We start from the raw sequence: 16,520 nt of genomic DNA, 5'->3' as shown, positions 1-16,520 counted from the left end.
GGCTCCTTGCCGGCCGGGTTCCCCGCGATGGCCGGCAGGGCCCAGGGGCCATGCTCACGGCTCGCCGCCCCGCATCGCAGCAGTCACGGCTGTGGCGGACCGGCCATCACCGAACCACCCGCGGCGACCCTGGGCAGATACGTGGCGCCCGCTGGGCCTGCCCAGCCCCAGGCCCCGGTCCTCGAGCCTCAGTGCGTGTTTGAGTACCTCGAGCAGCTCGACCAGGACGCGGTCCGGGAGACGCATCCCGGCGTCCTTCACCGAGACGTCGCCCTTCAACTTCGCTGCGGCCTCCGCCGCCTCTTCAGGGGAGGCGTGGGAGCTGACGGCCTTGCCGCCCTTGACGACCTCCCACCGGGCGAAGGTCTGCGCGGACTCGGGCAGCATCAGCCGCGCCAGGAACAGGCGCAGCGAAGCCGCGCTTGAATCCGCATTGCCTCCCGTTCGCGGCGGTGTAGACCACGCGAGCGTGGCGAAGCAGTCGAAGACGAAGCCGTTGTCTTCACCGACCACGGGCCGGCCGCAGGTATCGACGCGGGTGACGCGGATGACGTCGGCGTTTGCGATCAGGGGGCAGGGCATCCCAGGGGCCTCCAACACACGAGGTGGTGTCGGCCCGGCCCACAACCAGCGGCTACCAGGAGTCTAGCCGCGCCCAACGGGCACGATCGTTACCGCCTTGGCGAAGATCGTGTACGGGCAACCCTTAGGTGCCTTTCTGCCATCTCTCCGCGGCAGCTCCCGGCTCTCCCACCAGGAAGTTAGCCGCTCTTAACAGACACTTCATGACATAGGCGAAACGCGCAACTCTCGCAGCAAAGCCCAGTGTTGACGCGCGCGAAGTCGTCACCAAGGATGGTCGCGATCTTGCTCACTCCTCTGAAAGGAAACGCATGAGCATCGCTCGCAGGTCTTTGAGCGCGTTCGCCATCACGGCCAGCTTCGTAGGCGCCAACCTCTTCATGTCTCAGCCAGCACAGGCCGCTACATCCTGCTCCGGTACCGTCACGGCCAGATACTCCGGCTCCTACCCCGGAGCAGGCGTAGTCGGCGAATTGATCGTCTACTATAACAGCACGAACGGTGGCACCAATAGCGCCTGCCTCTACCACCGCGGCGCAGCCTCCGGCGTGGCCAGCGACACCTTCGTCCGGATCGAAAAATGCTCACAGACTTCGGGCGAGGGGAGAACGTGCACGAGGATTGGCTACGACGAGGACCGTGGCAACTACAGCTCCTACGCTGGCCCGGCTGGCGTGACCGGCACAGCAAACAACTGCGTGGCGGTCAGAGGATGGGTGGAGTACCGCGGCACCCTCGTGCCCGTGGGTTCAGGCAATACAGTCGGATGCTGAACTTGATCGCAGCGGCGGTCGACTAGTACTTCATTCGCGGCCCGCAGAACGGCCGCGGGGAATTTCACTGTAGGGGTTGGCAGGGATTCACCACCGACCCCTACAGCCTCCTTGAGAGGCTAGCAACCCGTTACCACAGAGCTGACACTCGAACAAGCATAGCCCCCTCACCTGCTCGCTCCTATTTGCAGACCAGGGAACGGGCGCGTTTCGCTACCTGAATTATCAGATAGTCAATCCAGCACTCAGAAGCCAGTACTCTCCACCCCCCACTTCTGTCCTAAGTGCGACTGCCGCCGCCGTCGGCGCGTCCATTTCTGGCAGAAGCATTACTCCCACAGCCCCACCCGTTGCAACGGCGAAAGCGCCCCATGCTTGAACCTCGGGCTCGTTCGGCATCTCGAAACGGGCTTCCTTCTCTTCGGCCTCGAAGGTAAAGAGAAGTCGACCGTCGGATTTGACCACCCAACAGGCTCGAGACGCATCGGCCCGAGCCGTTTCCCCCCGAGGGGCGAAACCGTGACGCACGATAAATTCATCCAACTCGCCGCGCGGGACACTAGAAGGAACCGCCAGAGCGAGTACGGGGGTCATGCGACCGGACAGCTCAAGCCCAACCGGCAGGCCGATAACCGCAGGCATATTCTCAACCACCGTGGTGACTCGTCGTTGACTCATTGGTGGGTCCCCTCCGCAGCAGGCGTTCCGAACCGCGAGCACCCCCGCAGTGGACAGATTCTAGTACCGACGGTGGCGGTGGATCTGACGCATGGGTGTGAGCCCCTCCGTACTCAGGTCAAGGCTGGTGCGTTACGCGTGGGGCTGGAGTCGCCGCTCCGTGAAAGCGTCACGGTGACGGAACCTGATGATGGGCGTCGAGAGCACTTGGTGCGTTATGCCGGAAAGGCCGATGATCACCGCCGGAACCGTCTTCGTCCAGACCGGTTCAGCTACCAGTGGAGCCCGTCCGGGTCAGGACGGGCAACACCCCGACCGGTGAGAAGCTGAGGCTTCCGAACACTCACTCAAGGAGGGTCGGAACGGTCAGTAGCGACAGCTGGCCAATTGTCTGACGCAGGTGGATGCAGGGCGGGAGCGGAGCGTCAAACTCTTGCGACGGTGATTGAGGAGACTTTGTCGTTGAACTCGGCAGCGAGGCGTGGGGTATCGGAGGTCAGGGTCAGGCTGCGGCCCTTGAGGTACCGGTCGGTGTACAGGGTGACCTTCCAACCGGCTGGCGTCTTCACCGAACTGAGTGCGTCATCGGCTACCGCCTTGTCGTCGAGAGCGGTGTAGCTGCCTTCCTCGAGCCATGCCGCCGTCCCCTTGTAGTCGAAGTGGTCATACAGCGTGGGGCGGGGCTTCCCATCCGGCGTGCGGTCCTCCGGACGGCCAACCATGGCCGCAGAAGCGGTGTTCACCGCGTCCGGCATGAGGGCGCCCCATGCCCCCCGACGGTGCTACCGGCCAGTTCGAGGAGGTTGTCGTCAGGTTTACTGAAGTGGCCCTGCGCCGCCTTGATCGCGGCAAGGTTCGCGTCCTTCGGCACGATAGCGCCGAATGCACTGCCGATCAGGTTGCCAGCGGTGCCAAGAACGCCGTCGACCAGACCCATGGGGGTGGTCCTTCCTGTGAGGTGATCAGTACAGTCCCGGCCTGATCATGGGGCCCCCTCCGCCGCACATCATGCACTTCAGGCGCGTGTCACCCCAACGAGACATCCGGGTTCGCGCTCATGACCTGCGAGCAGGAAGTGGCCCACCTTCGGCTGCCGCGAGCCGCTACGAATGTCTGTTCGGAAGCCTCAGCTTCTCACCGGTCGGGGTGTTGCCCGTCCTGACCCGGACGGGCTCCACTGGTAGCTGAACCGGTCTGGACGAAGACGGTTCCGGCGGTGATCATCGGCCTTTCCGGCATAACGCACCAAGTGCTCTCGACGCCCATCATCAGGTTCCGTCACCGTGACGCTTTCACGGAGCGGCGACTCCAGCCCCACGCGTAACGCACCAGCCTTGACCTGGCCTTTCGAGGTACTCAAACACGCACTCAGAGGTCGTTTTCACCTCTGAAGCCTGTTTGATCCCAACATGCACCTGTGGCGGGGCATGACTCGACGGGCGTCGAGTGCGGAGGTGCTCCAAGAGCCGCTTGGGAGACCCGACTTGCCGGTCTCATCCCGAGAAGCTCGTCTCATCCCAAGACATACATCGATGCCCTATCCGTGCAGCGCAGGCGTACCCGACATCGACACGTGTGAGACCCGGGGCAAGTTTAGAGATGCATGAGGTGACGCAAACCAGGTGAAAATGACCTCTCAGCGAACGGTCTTACGCCGCCTCACCCCGACCACAGCCCTACCACCCACGGCGTTGCGATGTCGTGACCGTGGTCGGGGCCCTGTGGTCGGGGATCTGGTCGGGCCCCGCTGGTTTCCTCATCAGCAACCAACGGACCCGCCGCAGCCCCCGCAGCACTGATGAGGAGCGCTGGGACGCGGGGGCCGCGTCGGAAATCCTCACACCGGCCACAAGGGAAGGGAAACCGCGTGAGCAGCCCCGCACCGAACACCCCCGCCACGAGCCTGGCCCCCAGCCCCGTTGAACCCCTGCGCAACCAAGTGCTGGCCGCCCTCGCCCAGCACCGCATCGCCACCACCGGCCAGCTGTGCCAGATGCTCAGACCCGGCAATACACGGCAGTTGCTGTCCCGGGTCCTGAACCGGCTGCGAACCGAGGGACTCGTCGCCTGCCTGGGGCTGCCACACGCGAACCGCTCCCGTACCAAAGCCTGGCACCTCACCCAGGAAGGCGCCCGACTGACCCGAGACCTGCCCCTGCTACGAGGACGACCGCCCTACTCCCTCGCCTCACCCGCGGTCGCTTCGCTGAAAATCCCCCACACCCTCGCCGTCGTCCGCGCCCACCTGGCCTTCGCGGAAGACGCCCGTCGGCAAGGCCACGAACACGGCCCCTTCGACTGGACCCCCGAAGTCGCCCACCACCTCGAGTCGACCGCTCCACCATGAGCAGCGAACGCATGGCCTCAAAGCTCATCGCCTACGCGCGCCTGCGCCTCTACCAGCCCAGCGCCGTCAGGCGGCGCAAACCCGCGCCGGGGCTGGAGGGGCCGGTGTGGCAGCGCTGGTATCCCCTCTTCCCCCGTGTCCTGTTCATCCTCACCGGCGCCCACCCCCACACCCTGACCCACCGCACCGCTGACCTACGCTCCATGGCCGAGGTGCACCCCGCCGTCACCGAACTCGCGCGCCACACCCCCCTCGGCGCCGCCGTCCTGGAAGACCTAGAGCAGCACGGCCCCACCGCCGCCATCTGGACACCCCTCACCGGCAACAACGAACCACGCCCCTGGACCGACCTCTGACCCAAACACCAGACGACCACACACAGAGAAAACCCCGCCCTGGACGGCTTCCTGAGTGACCTTGAAACCCACACAGGACCTCAGACACAGGCCGTCACACGGCCAAGCCCCCCATCCCCACGCGCACCCACAACCCGGGTGCTTTCCCAGGACAACACACCCCACCCCCCCTTCACATCCAAGACGCCACCCCGCCGACAGACCTTCAGATCCCAGACACACGCCAAAAGGTGAAGCTGAAGCTGACATCGAGACACCAACAACTCGATCACTCGATGTGCCCCTCACCCAGCACCCCCAGGACCGACAATCCAGACCCACACGGCCCCACGGAGCGGCACCACACAACGCCCTGTGCCACACGCGAAACAGCCACCAACCCACACCTCTCCGCCCACCCGCAGAAAGACCGCCCGGTCACGAACACCACGCCGGTGACGTGCACGTCATGGCGCTGCCACCGACCCGGCCCAAGCCAAGGAGCCCCTAGCCGCTGAGACGTCACCGCTGGATGAGGCGGCGCCCGACGCCGGCAGAGTGGCAGCGCGAAGGCCCTATCGAGGATCAGACCAAAATGCTCGGCAACGACTGCTTGCCGCCCGCGCCGCGCATGCACTCCTCATCCACGGCCGGGGCACCGTCAACCCGGAGCCAGCTGGAGCCGATGAGGTGCTCAGCCGGTGGCGGGTAACGTCCACGTGCCGCGCGGATAGACGACCCCTCCGAGGGTGTCCGGCTCGCTGTGCCGCCCTTTGGCCTCAGCCACCGCCACCACAAACCCCAGCGGAGCCCCGGCAACGCCTGATGGGTTCGATCCCGCCACAGGACCAACAACCGCAGGAGGCAAGAGTTTTAGGTAAGGCAGGCGCTCTGTGGCTCAGCTTTAGATACTGTGCAGCCGTCGGGTGGGTGATACCCGCCATGGTGAAGCATCAGGGGGCAATGCACGTGCGCATCATCGAAGGATCACCACAAGAGATCGTGGAATACGAGCGCGTGCACACCGCCGTATCCCCCACACAGCCGGCCGTGGACGCCGCTCCCTCCCGCGAGGAGACCGCGGACACCGAGAGCGGCGGCGAAGCCGCCACGCTCAGCGCTTCGGCCTTCTTGACGCCCGAAGACCACGTCGCCCTGATGAAGTTCATCTACGGCCGGGCGGGCAAGAACGACCTGCGCACCTTCCTGACCGAACGGTTCGTCATGCGACTGCTGAACGAGAAGGACATCGTCGTGGCTTTCGGCCGCTCCTCCAAGACCTTCGACGGTCTCGCCGACTACCTGATGATCCGCGACGACGGCCCCCAGCGCTACGGAGCCGTTGCCTACCTGCGTCCCAGCAACGGCGGCCTGACCCTCCGGCTCGGCCCCGACGACATCGAGCGCCTCGGCGAGAAGGACAACCCCCGCATCCAGCCCCGCAACGTCGCATCCTCCGACCCCTACAAGATCAACTGCCCCCTCGCCGACGACGCCGCCCTCGACCTCGCCCTCACCCTCGTCGATGCCGCACTGGACGTCGTGCGCCGTGAATAACCCCCACAGATCACCCCCACCCCATCGACGAGGATCAGACGATGTGGTGCGCAAGTTTCCCCGACTGCACACCAATTCGTGAAGCCCGCTGAATTCGTTCGTCTCCCACCAGCGCTCTTCGAAGGCTTCTCCGTCGCGGCTCAACCAGTTTCAACGGCTCGTCCGCCCCGGCCCACGTTCGCGGCAAGAGGCGGCCCCCTGGGACAAAGGGCCTACTGCCTGCCGGTCTCGCGGCAACCGTCCGTGGGGTTGGCGGCCTCAGCCACAAGCCGGGCCGCTTGTACGGCCCGGCGGATTCGTCGTCCGTCCTCGCACGGCTCCACGGCCCGGCACTGAGGGCAGGAGGTCACGTGCGCGAGCTGCACCTGATAGGCCTCCTGTGCCCTGCGGGCGACCTCGACCGGGACGGCGGGCTTCACCGCTCTGTCCCTCTGGCCGTGTTGCAGGCCAGGGTGACGAGCGCGTCGACAGCGGCGGGCTCGCACAGGTCCCCCACGTGACGCGGAGGCACAGCCCAGTACGTACCCGGTGGCTCCCTGCGCTCAATGCGGGGCACGCCGAGATAGGTTCCCTGACCCAGCAGTGGCGCAACGGCCTGGTGCTTCCACACGGGCATGGTCTGCGGCCGAGTCAGCGGATAGTAGGTTCCGCCCATGGTCCGGCCATCGAAGATGACAGGACCAAGAGCCTGCGCGAGATACGCGGCAGCCTCCTGTAGATCCACCGTCCCCGCAGCGGCGTACACCAGGGCTTCGGGCAGGCGGGGTGCCACGAAGATACGGCCGAGCGGGAGCAGGGCCACCCCGCCGCCGCTGGGGGACCACTCACGCCACGCCTGTGCGGGTTCCTGATGAGCGCGCGCGAGCCACTCACACAGGGCGTTGTCTCTTTGCCGCGTATCCACCCTCTGCCCCTGCCGTCATCAGCGTCGATCAGGTCTCAGACCAGGGTGATGACGTGCAGGGACGCCAACTGTCACTCTTGGGTGACAGCAGATGTCACAGGCCAAGCCACGAGGACATGTAACTAAGGGCGTCTGGTGTGCGGCGCTGTTGCTGCACCAGGCCCTCGATCGTTGCTCGCGCCCCGGGGTGGTAGCGGGTCTGCTGCGGGGCCACTTCGCGGGCCTTCGTGATGGAGTTCAGCGCCGCCTGACTGTGGCCGGTCTCCATCTCCGAGCGGCCTCGGTCGATCCAGACATGGGCCCGGCGGGAAGTGGGCCAGGACGCGGGCATGCGGATCTTCTTGGCCTTCTCCACCGCCCTCCCGTACCGCCCCAGCTCGGTGAGCGCCGACAGCTCGTGCGCTGCCCAGTTCGTGGGCCCGAACGACAGCCAATGGACCTTCTCGGCCTCGCCGACCCGCTCCACGATCCGCTTCGCCTCGGCGAGGTGGGTCTCCACCGTGCTCTCGTCGTGAGCACGGGCGGCGATGACGGTAGCCCCAAGGTGCAGCTGCCCAGCCACCGCGAGGGACGCGCGGGTCTCCTGGCCCTGGGACAGGATGTGGTGGCCGGCGTTCACCAGGCGCAGGCCGATGGTGTGCTCGCCCTCGCGGTGGTAGACGAGGCCGCGCATGTATTGGCGGACGGCGGAGAGCACCGGATCTGACGCGCGCTGCGCAGCCCACTCCATCCGGTCAAGCGCGATGGTAGACAGATCGTAGAAACCGAGCTTGACGGTGACGTCGTGGGCCGTGCGGTAGGTGGAGCCCAGCGCAGCCCACAGCTCGGCCGACGGTGTGCGGTACGCCGCGGTCGTCAGCTCGGCGACCAGCCGCGGCAGCGTGCGCGCGGCCGTGTTCAGCTGCGTCGCGCGTACCTGCTCACACACATGTGCTGCGGCCTTGAGGAGTTGAGGCGTCTGGCGAGTGGCGACGTCGGGGTCAGCTCCAAGGTCGTACAGGTCGAGTGACTCGCGGATGGGACGGATCAGCTCGGCAAGCCGGTCCTGTTGCAGTTCGGTCATGTACGGCTGCCCGGTCAGGGCCGTGACGCCGATGCGCAGCGCGCGTGCGACAGCCGACACGAGATCCAAACTCGCAGCCTTATGCCCGCCCTCTACCTGGTGGAGCAAGCTGTACGAGTACGGGATCCTCATGGCCAGGCCATGCTGTGTCAGACCAGCGACTTTCCGCTGGTACGCGATTCGGGCCCCGGTGTGGTCGTCTTTGGACATGCTGGAACTCCGCTCCTGGCTCACCACGTGGAACGGTACTCGCGCTGTGCGGCACTGGTCGGTTTCTGCCCTCGATCCGCCTGGACCGGGGCAGTATCCCCCTGGATCGGGGCAGTTGCGTGTGGCCGAGCATGCGGGATGGGATGAGCCCATGACCTCACCGACCTTGTACCTGTTCGGCTCGGCTGCGCCTCCCGTTTTCCAGGCCGCCGCAGTGATCGAAAGGGCACAGGCCGACGGGTGGGACGTCTGCCTGGGATTGACGCCGACGGCGGCAGCATGGCTCGACGACAGCCTCGACGCTCTTGCCGAACTCACCGGGCACCCCGTACGCAGCCAGTACAAGCAGCCCGGCGAGCCGGATGTTTGGCCTAAGGCTGACGTGATCCTGTTCGCCCCCGCCACGTTCAACACCCTCAACTCGTGGGCCCTCGGCCTGACGTCCGTGTTCGTCGTGGGCGTCGCAGCCGAAGGGATCGGCAAGAACATCCCGACCGTGGCGATGCCGTGCGTGAACGCGGCCTACGCCCACCACCGGCAACTCGACCGCAGCGTGGCAGAGCTCCGCGAGCAGGGCATCACCGTCCTCTACGGCGAAAACGGCTTCACACCCAATCCCCCCGGAACCGGAACACCCAAGGAATACCCCTGGCACCACGCCCTCACCACAGCGAAAAACCTCACCAACCGGCATAACCCACACACCGCATAAAAACGGCTGCCGGTGAGGGATCCAGACCCGCAGCCCCCGTGGCTCCGTTTCCTGGACGCCGCCGAAATCTCCGGGCTGGCGGCCATCGCCCACCGAGCCATGGGACGCCTGCCCGATGCCGAACTCGCCACGGCGCAGGCCCTGCAGCTCCTCACCCCGCCCATGCGCCGCAACATCGCCTACTACCGCGTGCAGCTCGCCGAACTCCAGATCGCCCAGGGCGACACGGACCAGGCGCGGGCGACGGCCGCACGGGTGGACACCTCAGCAATCAGCAGCCGACGGATCGTCGACCGCCTCTCCGCCATCCACCGCACCCTCGCCGTATAGGAGCCCGCCCGTGACCAGGATCGACATCCGCCACTACACCAGCGCCCAGGCCGCCGAGCTGCGCCCGACCCTGCTGGACGTGCACGCCGAGGTCTACGCCGAGGCCATCGCCGACGACCCGTTCAGCGGCATCGAGCGGTTCGCGAGCGGCCTGGACGCCTGGAGCGGCAAGCCGGGCTGGACCTGCACCGTCGGATACGACGGCGAGCAGGTCGTCGGCTACGCCTACGGCGCCCCGCTGCCCGAGAACGCGCGGTGGTGGGGCGGACTGCTCGACGAGGTCCCCCAGGACATCGTCCGTGAGACCGGCACCCGCACCTACGCGCTCTCCGAGCTGATGGTGCGCACCCCCTGGCGCAAGACCGGCATCGCGCGGCGACTGCACGATGCGCTGCTCGCCGAGCGGAACGAAGAGCGCGCCACCCTCCTGGTGCGGCAGTCCCACCCCAGGGTCCACACGCTGTACGAGACGTGGGGCTGGAAAACCCTCGGTGACCTGCGACCGCGCAAGGAACATGCGCCGCTCTTCCACGCCATGCTGCGCGACCTCACCGCCCGCTGACCGGCCCGTCCGGACTCGTCAGCACACGGGATACCCGGATCGAGTGAACTCCCCGCACCGCTCAACCGGCACCGTGCCCGGACCGGGCAGTTCAGGCTGATAGCCCGTCAACACTGGCTCCGGGCCCCCGAGACGAACGCTCGGCGCCGCAGAAAACATGAGCGACACGCGTCACGGAAGTTGGTGGTGCATCAGAATCGTCGGAACCTGGTGCGGCTTTCTCCGATGGTGTCCCCGGAAGTGCACAAGTTGGCTTCGCCAACGCGAAGGCGGCCGGGGTCAGCGTCGGGCACTACGTCGCGAAGCTCATCGAGCGCGACGAGCTCAACCAGGACGGAGTCCCGTAGTAGCGGGGGCCCGCCGGGCGGACGCAGCACCAGCAGGCGGGAAACGGGCAGTTGCTGCTCGCGCAGGAATTCCAGCACGTCCCGTGTCGGGTCGGTGCGGTGGCGATCGCCACCGCGAGGTCGGGGCCGAGATCGAGGCGATGCTCGTGGACGGCCGGCTCCGGGGGCTGCCGTACTCCTTCACCAGACGACCACAGCTGGGGCCCCTGGGCCACGGCAATGTCTGTGCCGGTCACCATCCGAAAGGCAGCACCGACCAGAAATGTAGGGGCCAGGCGGAGACTGCCGGTGAGGGCCACGGCAGTGGCGGCCAGTCCTTTCGGCAGAGTGCTATTAGCTGTGACGGAGCCCATTAGAAAGCCGAATCAGCCCCGGAATATTCCGTGTTAATGTTTTGAGGTCTGATCTGAGGTGGTGGGGTGTGATGGCGTCCGGTGACCTGCAGGCGCATCCCGGCATGCTCGCGCTCGCGCGCGAGTCGCGGGGCATGACGCAGGTCGACGTGGCCGCGGCCATGACCAAGGCCGCGCCTGCCGGGGCCGCGGTGGTGTCCCAGGGATATGTCAGCCGCGCGGAATCGGGACGCCTTGTGGTCGCCGACGACCGTCTTCAGCTGTATGCCGCCGCCCTGGGCTACCCGGGAGACTTGCTGTGTCTGGATCCCCGGGTGAGCGGGGTGGGGGTGGGACTGATCCATCACCGCAAGAGAGCCTCTCTGTCGTCCTCGGCGCTGCGCCGCATCCACGCCCAACTCGCTCTGGTGCGGCTGCAGGTGACAGGCCTCGTGCAGGCCGCCGCGGCAGCGGACGTGCCGCACTGCTTCTCCCACGTGCTCCTGGATGACTTCACGACGGCCAAGGATGCGGCCCGCCAGGTGCGCCGTGCCTGGGGCCTGCCCAGAGGGCCGGTGGCGGATGTGATCGCCGCGATCGAGGAGGCCGGCGGCTTGGTCGTGATGCGGAGTCTCGGCAGTGAGCTGCTGGACGCGGTCAGTCAGTGGGACGACCCCCAGGTCCCGCTGGTCCTGGTCAACGACCATGCGCCGGGCGATCGTTGCCGCTTCAGTGTCGCGCACGAGCTGGGCCATCTGGTGATGCATCCCGCGCCCGGCACGTCGAGCGAGCAGGAGAAGCAGGCCGACGCGTTCGCCGCGGAATTCCTGATGCCCGCGGCCGACATACGGCAGGCATTCGCCGACGGTGTGGACTTGGCGCGGCTGGCGGAGCTCAAGCGCGTCTGGCGGGTGTCGATGAGCGCGCTGCTGCGGCGCGCGCTCACCCTGAACGCCATCACCGAATGGCAGTACCGCACGGTGATGGTGGAGATGTCGGCGCTCGGTTACCGCACGGCCGAACCAGTCGAGGTGGAGCCGGAGCGACCCACGCGCGTCCCGGCTCTGGTGGACACCCTGTTGTCCGACCGCGGCTTGGCGATCGACGAGGCGGCCGCGTGCGCCCGCCTGCTGCCCGAGGACTTCAAGCGCCTGTATGTGGCAGGCCACCGCTCGTTATCCCCTGAGCCGCTTCGAAGGTGAGGACATGATCGACCCGTCTGCTCCGCTGCCGCGTCCGCGCTCCGATCTCACCGAGCCTCCCGACGCGCCGCAGGCCCTGTCCGGCGCGCTGAGCGTTCTGCAGGGGCGCATGCTGCTGCAAGTGTCTCCTGCCCGTGTCGGCTATCTGCGCGGACAGCTAGATGCGGGCCGCAGCGGGCTGGTGCTGTGCGGGAAGAACGCGCTGCGCAAGGCGAAAAGACTGCGCGAGGAGGAACAGTTCAGCGGGCCCCTGCTGGTCGATCCGGCCGTGTACGAGGTCCGGGCGGCAAGCGAGGAGGACCCATTCCCGCCCGCGTCGGAGGACACCTTCGCCTTCGACGATCCGCTTGCGGTGTCGCTGGCGGAGCAGCGAGCAGTTGGCGTTACCGCGCCGGTGACCCCGACCGGCTACATCCACGCCGAGGACTCCGACGCCCTCAAGGCAGCGGTGCGGCGGGTGGCCGACCTGGACGATGCGCAGGTCGTCTTCGTGGCGCCGGTCGACGTGGGCTGGCTGCGGGAGGAGGATGCGGTGCGGCAACTGATCGCCTGTCTGCGGCTGGTGAAGGGGCCCAAGGCGATCATGCTGGGCGGGCAGATGGACCCTCTCGCGCGTCATGCACGGGCCGTCGACCACCTGCGGCGGGTGATCGAGGAAGTGCCGGGAGCGGCGTTGCTGCGCACCGATCTGGCGGCCTTCGGCGCGCTGGCCGCGGGAGCCTCTTTCACAGCGTTCGGTGCCGGCAGCCGCCTGCGGCACATCGTGGCCCCGGGCGAGAAGGCCAAGACCAGCAAGGGCTTTTCGACGTCGCCGCACGTGCTGTTCGCCGAGCTGATGGACTTCTTCCTCGGCAAGACCCTGGCCGATCGCTTCGCCAGTGCAGAGGCTCCCGTCTGCGGCTGCGCGGCGTGTGAGGGGGTGTGGGCACTGGATGAATTCGCCAGCAATGCCGGTGAACGGCCGGCGCGGGCCGCCGCGCACAATGTGGCCGTGCTGATGGAGTGGCTGCGCACGCTGACTGCGATCACTCCCGGGCTGGCGCGCCAGCACTGGTGGCACGAGCGCTGCCGCACGGCGGTGGAGCAGTATCCACTGGTGAACGCGCAACTACGGCAGCCGGATGCCTTCAAGGTGCCCCAGCAGCTGAGGCGGTGGGCGCTGGCGGCCCCGGCCTCGGTGGCGGACGGAGCGAACGGGCAGGCGGCGGCCAACCATCAGCGCAGGAGCTGATACAGCTCCTCGACGAAGCACCACGCGGCGGCGGTGTGCCGCTGCGGCCGGTACTCCTCCGGCGCGAGCAGCATCTCCACACCGTGCTCAGCGGCGAGGAACACGCCGATGCCGTAGAAGTCGGCCTCGGCCAGCAGCTCTTCCAGGTGTGCGGGGCGGCGGGTGAGCAGCATGGCGCGGCGGCAGAACGGCGCGAACCGGCCCGCGTCCCGCAGTCCCTGGCGCCATCCGGCGGCGCGCACCACGGCCAGGTCCACGCGCACCGGCCGGACCGCGCGTCGGGTCACCGTCGTACGGTCACGGTCTGCGGCGCCCGCGGGCAGGGCGCGTACGGCCCGCCGCTGGCCGGCCTCGAACGAGGCGAGGGGAACGGGGATCCCCACTGGCAGCGTCAGGAGGGTCTCCAGCGCCGCCATCCGATCCAGCCGTCCTGCGGCGGCGTCCTGGCGCCGGGCGTGCTCGGCGGCATCCAACCGGTGGAAGAACAGGGCCTCAGCGCCCCGCAGGGAGGCGGCCTTGGTCTGGGTGCCCGCCTCCAGCAGGGCGGCCGAAGCCGTCCGCACGGAACGGCCGATCACGGAGTTCGCCAAGGTCACCATGGCCTCCACCCTGCCTCACCGGGCTCCGGCCGCACGCGGCGGCCCCGCCGACTATCCAACCCGCATGGGTACGGACTGTTCTGCCAAACAGCTCAACAGGCCTTCGAGACACTGCCAGAGCGCGTCGTTGTCGCTACGCCGGTACCAGCGGCGCCGCTCCCCCGGCGTCCTCGGCAGCCGCTCGGCCAGCCCGGCCTCCACCAGGGCCCGGATCGGCGCCTGGTAGACACTCGCCGGTGCGTTGCGTGCGGCGGCAAGGTCTCCCAGGCACACGCCCCGCTCGCCGGCCGATGCCAGCGCCCCCATCAGCTCCGCCCGGTAACGGTTGCCGAAGACCCGCACGGACACCTCACGCAGCCGCTCCACGTCCTGTTGAGGCATGATTCATGATTCGCGAATCGTGTCTCAGATGTCAACACTGCAGCGGGAGTGCGTTGTCGCGGCGGGTATGCCTACCGGAACGGTGCCTGGGGCAGTTCAGGCATCCTCAAGCGTGGTGCCGCCTCTTGGGGATTGGAGGTGCACGGTGACAGCGGCCGTTCCCGTGGGACTGCCGACGATGACGGCAGGGGCGGTGCTGCGGTTGGCGGAGCTGGCGGGGATTACGGCGAGCGAGGTGATCGGTGCGCCGGTGACCAGGCGGAGAACTTCCTGGCCCGTGTGGTGGTCCCACACGCGGATGCTGGTGTCGTCCGAGCAGGCGCTGACGAGCATGTGGCGGTCGATGTCCGGGTGGGGCAGGGCGGCAAGGGCGGTGACGGGGCCCTGGTGGCCGGTCAGCGGTGGATGGGTTTCTGAGCGCGGGGCGAAGGGGTCCCACAGCCGGATCACGCCGTCCGATCCGCCGGTGGCCAAGAGGTGCCCGTCGGCCGTGGTCAGGCAGGTGAGGCTGCGCACGGCGCCGATGCGCTGGGGCAGAGCAATGTGCGGGTCGTGGCCGGGGTGCAGCAGGCGCACGGCACGCGTGGTGGCGATAGCCAGCAGCGGTGATCTGATGTCGGGCAGGACGGCAAGCGCCCGAACGGTCGCCTCGGCACGCAGTGTCGGCAAGCGGGGGGTGTCGTCGTCGACGCGCAGGTACTCGATGCGGGAGTCGCTGATGGCGGCGGCGAGGAGGGACTGTCCGGTTTCCGGGTGGGGGAAGCGGGCCAGCGCCCGGACCCTGCTGTTGGAGTAGTACGAGGGAAGCAGGACGCGCCGTGCGCCTTCTTCCGTGGTGAGGTCGACGCCTCGGATTCGGTGTACTGCAGCAAGCGGTGCCGCACGCGCGCGTGGCGACTTCGGAAGCGACTCGCAGCGACCGGTGACGCTTCCGAACGGGCGTCGCGGTAGACGTCACCGCGAGGCCCTTACGCGTAACGATGGATCACACCACGGACCTGGCCCCGGGGAAGCGTCGCCGAACATCACCAGCGCGCGGGCACACGAACAAGCCGACCACCGAAGTGGTCGGCCCCGGTGAAGACGACGCTCAGGCCTCGCGCTCGGACGTCGGCGTGTAGGTGTCGCCGTACAGGTCGGCGTACACCTCGTCGTGCAGGTCGTCGGCGGTCACGCTGATCGGGGTCTCGTTCTGAGGGGTCGTGTCGCTCATCGGGTGCCTCCGAGGGGGTCGGGGTGGTCGTGCTGACGGGCTCTGCCCGATCGCGGGTTCTCGGGGGTGCCAAGGCTCGCGCTTGCGCGACCGCGTAGCGGCTCGGCCTTGGCGCCCCCGAGGTTCCGTGATTGCCTCCGGCGTCAGTACGGGCACGCTGGCCCCCGGCAACCGGCCTGAGCCACCCGAGGGAGAAGGTCGTCACGGCTGGAACCCACTCCGGGCGCTACCGGTATTCGAGCCTCGCTCAGCGACGGCCTACGGCGGGCGCGCGGTGACCTGCAGACCGGATGACGGCGGTTGTCCATCAACCGATCGGTTGTTGGATGACGGCGCCCGGACGTCGACACGCCGGGCCGGAATCGACTTCCGGCGTCCAACAAGGGTGTTCAACAATGGAGGGCGTCCAAGAACCCCCTGGGACCCTTTTCTGTACGGTGTCGTACATGACGACTACCGCTGAGTGGGCGGACGCCGACAGCCCGATGGAAGCCTTCCCCGCGACGTTCTCCGGGGCCCGGGTCGGGTATGCGCGCGTCTCGACGAAGGGCCAATTGCTCGACCGGCAGATCGCAGCCCTGACTGCGGCCGACTGCGCACGGGTCTTCGCCGACAAGAAGTCGGGCAAAAACGCGGAGCGCGAGGAACTGCGGAAGTGCCTCGACTACCTCCGGCCCGGCGACACCCTGGTAGTGCCCTCCCTCGACCGACTGGGCCGCTCGATCCAAGACCTGATCTCCATCGTCTCCGGCCTACGCAAGCGCGGTATCGGCTTCCAGTCGCTCCACGAGGCACTGGACACCACGACCCCGGGCGGCCGCCTGGTCTTCCACGTGTTCGCGGCGCTCGCGGAGTTCATCCGGGAACTGATCGTGCAGGGCACCCACGAGGGCCTGGCGGCGGCGCGGGCCCGGGGCGAACGGATCGGGCGGCCGCCGGCCATGACGGAGGAACAGATCCGGCACGCTCGCGGCCTACTGATGGATCCCGAGAACACCATCGCGTCCATCGCCAAGCTGTTGGGAGTCTCCCGGACCACGATCTACAAATACATACCTGAGCTGGCTGCGGGGCGGGACTCCCTGGTGGCGGGATCTCGCGTCGCCCTTCCGTGAAGCAAAAGGTCCTGATACGGCGAAGGCCCGCATCTTCGATGCGGGCC

At 67.6% G+C, this 16,520-nt stretch carries 16 protein-coding genes and 1 pseudogene; 9 read left to right on the top strand and 8 right to left on the bottom strand.

All coding sequences use genetic code 11. The annotated features are described in order from the left end of the window. Positions 1–54: 54 nt before the first annotated feature. Complete coding sequence (locus ACWGIH_RS42465; protein ID WP_453452031.1) at positions 55–582, bottom strand: hypothetical protein; 528 nt, start codon at positions 580–582, stop codon at positions 55–57. 311 nt (positions 583–893) lie between these two features. Here ACWGIH_RS42465 and ACWGIH_RS42460 point away from each other — a divergent pair, with 311 nt between their 5' ends. Beyond that, a complete protein-coding gene (locus ACWGIH_RS42460; RefSeq protein WP_453691774.1) occupies positions 894–1,355 on the top strand; it encodes a hypothetical protein in 462 nt (153 codons plus the stop codon). A gap of 1,103 nt (positions 1,356–2,458) precedes the next feature. Here ACWGIH_RS42460 and ACWGIH_RS42455 read toward each other — a convergent pair. Together ACWGIH_RS42455 and ACWGIH_RS42450 are read right to left on the bottom strand one after the other, a co-directional pair. Further along, positions 2,459–2,788 carry a hypothetical protein gene (locus ACWGIH_RS42455; protein ID WP_453452032.1) on the bottom strand — a complete coding sequence of 110 codons (330 nt, stop codon included), beginning with the start codon at positions 2,786–2,788 and terminating at the stop codon, positions 2,459–2,461. Next, positions 2,773–2,970: a hypothetical protein gene (locus ACWGIH_RS42450; protein WP_453452033.1), complete on the bottom strand. Its 198-nt coding sequence runs from the start codon at positions 2,968–2,970 to the stop codon at positions 2,773–2,775. Before ACWGIH_RS42450 ends, ACWGIH_RS42455 begins: the two co-directional genes overlap by 16 nt. Positions 2,971–3,900: 930 nt before the next feature. Between ACWGIH_RS42450 and ACWGIH_RS42445 the strand changes: the two are divergent. After that, positions 3,901–4,736, top strand: a pseudogene (locus tag ACWGIH_RS42445) (replication-relaxation family protein). A 981-nt stretch (positions 4,737–5,717) separates the two neighbouring features. After that, entirely contained in the window at positions 5,718–6,272 is a 555-nt protein-coding gene (locus tag ACWGIH_RS42440; RefSeq protein WP_453452034.1) for a hypothetical protein, read from the top strand. 998 nt (positions 6,273–7,270) lie between these two features. Here the strand turns inward: ACWGIH_RS42440 and ACWGIH_RS42435 are convergent. Beyond that, positions 7,271–8,449, bottom strand: a complete 1,179-nt coding sequence (locus ACWGIH_RS42435; protein ID WP_453452051.1) for a helix-turn-helix domain-containing protein — start codon at positions 8,447–8,449, stop codon at positions 7,271–7,273. Positions 8,450–8,600: 151 nt separating this feature from the next. On the opposite strand from ACWGIH_RS42435, the gene ACWGIH_RS42430 reads away from it, so the two are divergent. The 5 genes from ACWGIH_RS42430 (at position 8,601) to ACWGIH_RS42410 (ending at position 13,165) form a co-directional block, all read left to right on the top strand. After that, positions 8,601–9,161, top strand: a complete 561-nt coding sequence (locus tag ACWGIH_RS42430; RefSeq protein WP_453452035.1) for a flavoprotein — start codon at positions 8,601–8,603, stop codon at positions 9,159–9,161. A gap of 12 nt (positions 9,162–9,173) precedes the next feature. Then, positions 9,174–9,491, top strand: a complete 318-nt coding sequence (locus tag ACWGIH_RS42425) for a hypothetical protein (RefSeq protein WP_453452036.1) — start codon at positions 9,174–9,176, stop codon at positions 9,489–9,491. A gap of 10 nt (positions 9,492–9,501) precedes the next feature. After that, the gene (locus ACWGIH_RS42420; RefSeq protein ID WP_453452037.1) at positions 9,502–10,053 is read left to right on the top strand and encodes a GNAT family N-acetyltransferase; all 552 of its coding nucleotides are present in this window, start codon (positions 9,502–9,504) and stop codon (positions 10,051–10,053) included. A gap of 771 nt (positions 10,054–10,824) precedes the next feature. Further along, entirely contained in the window at positions 10,825–11,934 is a 1,110-nt protein-coding gene (locus tag ACWGIH_RS42415; RefSeq protein ID WP_453452038.1) for an ImmA/IrrE family metallo-endopeptidase, read from the top strand. Between the two features lie 4 nt (positions 11,935–11,938). After that, positions 11,939–13,165 (top strand): hypothetical protein, encoded by a 1,227-nt coding sequence (locus ACWGIH_RS42410; protein WP_453452039.1) that lies wholly within the window; start codon positions 11,939–11,941, stop codon positions 13,163–13,165. Here ACWGIH_RS42410 and ACWGIH_RS42405 read toward each other — a convergent pair. From ACWGIH_RS42405 to ACWGIH_RS42390, 4 genes are all read right to left on the bottom strand, one after another. After that, the gene (locus ACWGIH_RS42405; RefSeq protein WP_453452040.1) at positions 13,150–13,764 is read right to left on the bottom strand and encodes a hypothetical protein; all 615 of its coding nucleotides are present in this window, start codon (positions 13,762–13,764) and stop codon (positions 13,150–13,152) included. The genes ACWGIH_RS42410 and ACWGIH_RS42405 overlap by 16 nt on opposite strands. Before the next feature lie 51 nt (positions 13,765–13,815). Then, positions 13,816–14,145 (bottom strand): hypothetical protein, encoded by a 330-nt coding sequence (locus tag ACWGIH_RS42400; RefSeq protein WP_453452041.1) that lies wholly within the window; start codon positions 14,143–14,145, stop codon positions 13,816–13,818. 96 nt (positions 14,146–14,241) lie between these two features. Continuing rightward, entirely contained in the window at positions 14,242–14,814 is a 573-nt protein-coding gene (locus tag ACWGIH_RS42395) for a hypothetical protein (RefSeq protein ID WP_453452042.1), read from the bottom strand. Positions 14,815–15,235: 421 nt separating this feature from the next. After that, positions 15,236–15,358, bottom strand: coding sequence for a hypothetical protein (locus tag ACWGIH_RS42390; RefSeq protein ID WP_453452043.1), 123 nt, complete (start codon positions 15,356–15,358; stop codon positions 15,236–15,238). 446 nt (positions 15,359–15,804) lie between these two features. Here ACWGIH_RS42390 and ACWGIH_RS42385 point away from each other — a divergent pair, with 446 nt between their 5' ends. Continuing rightward, on the top strand, positions 15,805–16,473 hold the full coding sequence (locus ACWGIH_RS42385; RefSeq protein WP_453452044.1) for a recombinase family protein: 669 nt from the start codon (positions 15,805–15,807) through the stop codon (positions 16,471–16,473). Positions 16,474–16,520: the final 47 nt, after the last annotated feature.

Source organism: Streptomyces sp. NPDC054872, assembly GCF_053610705.1.
This window is presented reverse-complemented; position numbering and strand designations above follow the sequence as displayed.